Genomic DNA, 933 nt, shown 5'->3' with positions numbered 1-933 from the left:
CGGTTGGTGGCCTCTCGACGGGGGGAGGAGGGTCAGCGGCCGATCCTCGTGCGGACGGCGTAGAGCTCGGGGAAGAAGGTCAGGTCGAGGGCGCGCCGGAGGAAGTCGACCCCGGACGAGCCGCCCGTGCCGGGCTTGTGCCCGATCGTGCGGGTCACCACCTGCAGGTGCCGGAAGCGCCACTGCTGGAAGTTGTCCTCGACGTCGACCAGCTCCTCGCACGTCTCGTAGACGCCCCAGTGCTCGGCCGGCTTCTCGTAGACGTGGGCGAGGACGTCGACCAGCCCCTCGTTGACGCGGTGCGGCTGCGACCAGTCCCGCTCGAGCAGCTCCTCGGGGACCGGGTAGCCGCGCCGGTGCAGGAACGCGATGAACTCGTCGTAGAGGCTCGGCTCGTGCAGCAGCCTGCGCAGCTCGACCTGCACGGCCGGGTCGTGCTCGAACACGGCGACCATGTCGGCGTCCTTGTTGCCGAGGAGGAACTCGACCTCCCGGTACTGCGCCGACTGGAAGCCGGAGCTCGTCGCGAGGTAGGGCCGGATCTCCGCGTACTCGCTCGGCGTCAGTGTCGCGAGCACGGACCACTGGTCCGTCAGCGTGTGCTGGACGTGCTTGACCCGAGCCAGCCGCTTCAGGGCCGGCGCGAGGTCGTCGGAGCGCAGCAGCCTTCTGGCAGAACGCAGCTCGTGCACGAGCAGCTTGAGCCACAGCTCCGACGTCTGGTGCTGGATGATGAAGAGCAGCTCGTCGTGCAGCGGCGGGTCGCTGAGCGGCTGCTGTGCCGACAGGAGCACGTCCAGCTTGAGGTAGTCGCCGTAGGACATCCGCCGCGAGAAGTCGCGCTCGATGCCCTCCTCGAGCTCGCGCCTGGTGGGTCGGTCGTCGGTGGCCATGGCGAGGATCCTAGGGCCGGAGTTTGCGCTCACTCGACGG

The 933-nt window shown here is 69.0% G+C and carries 1 protein-coding gene; it reads right to left on the bottom strand.

Features of this window, described 5'->3' with window-relative positions; genetic code table 11:
• Positions 1-32: 32 nt before the first annotated feature.
• Positions 33-893 carry a tryptophan 2,3-dioxygenase gene (gene kynA, locus N864_RS22700; protein WP_034722931.1) on the bottom strand — a complete coding sequence of 287 codons (861 nt, stop codon included), beginning with the start codon at positions 891-893 and terminating at the stop codon, positions 33-35.
• Positions 894-933 lie beyond the last annotated feature (40 nt).

Origin of the sequence: Intrasporangium chromatireducens Q5-1, assembly GCF_000576575.1 — a bacterium.
In the GTDB taxonomy this organism is placed as follows: domain Bacteria; phylum Actinomycetota; class Actinomycetes; order Actinomycetales; family Dermatophilaceae; genus Intrasporangium_A; species Intrasporangium_A chromatireducens.
The sequence above is the reverse complement of the archived record's forward strand: the minus strand, read 5'-3'. Positions and strand labels throughout refer to the sequence as shown.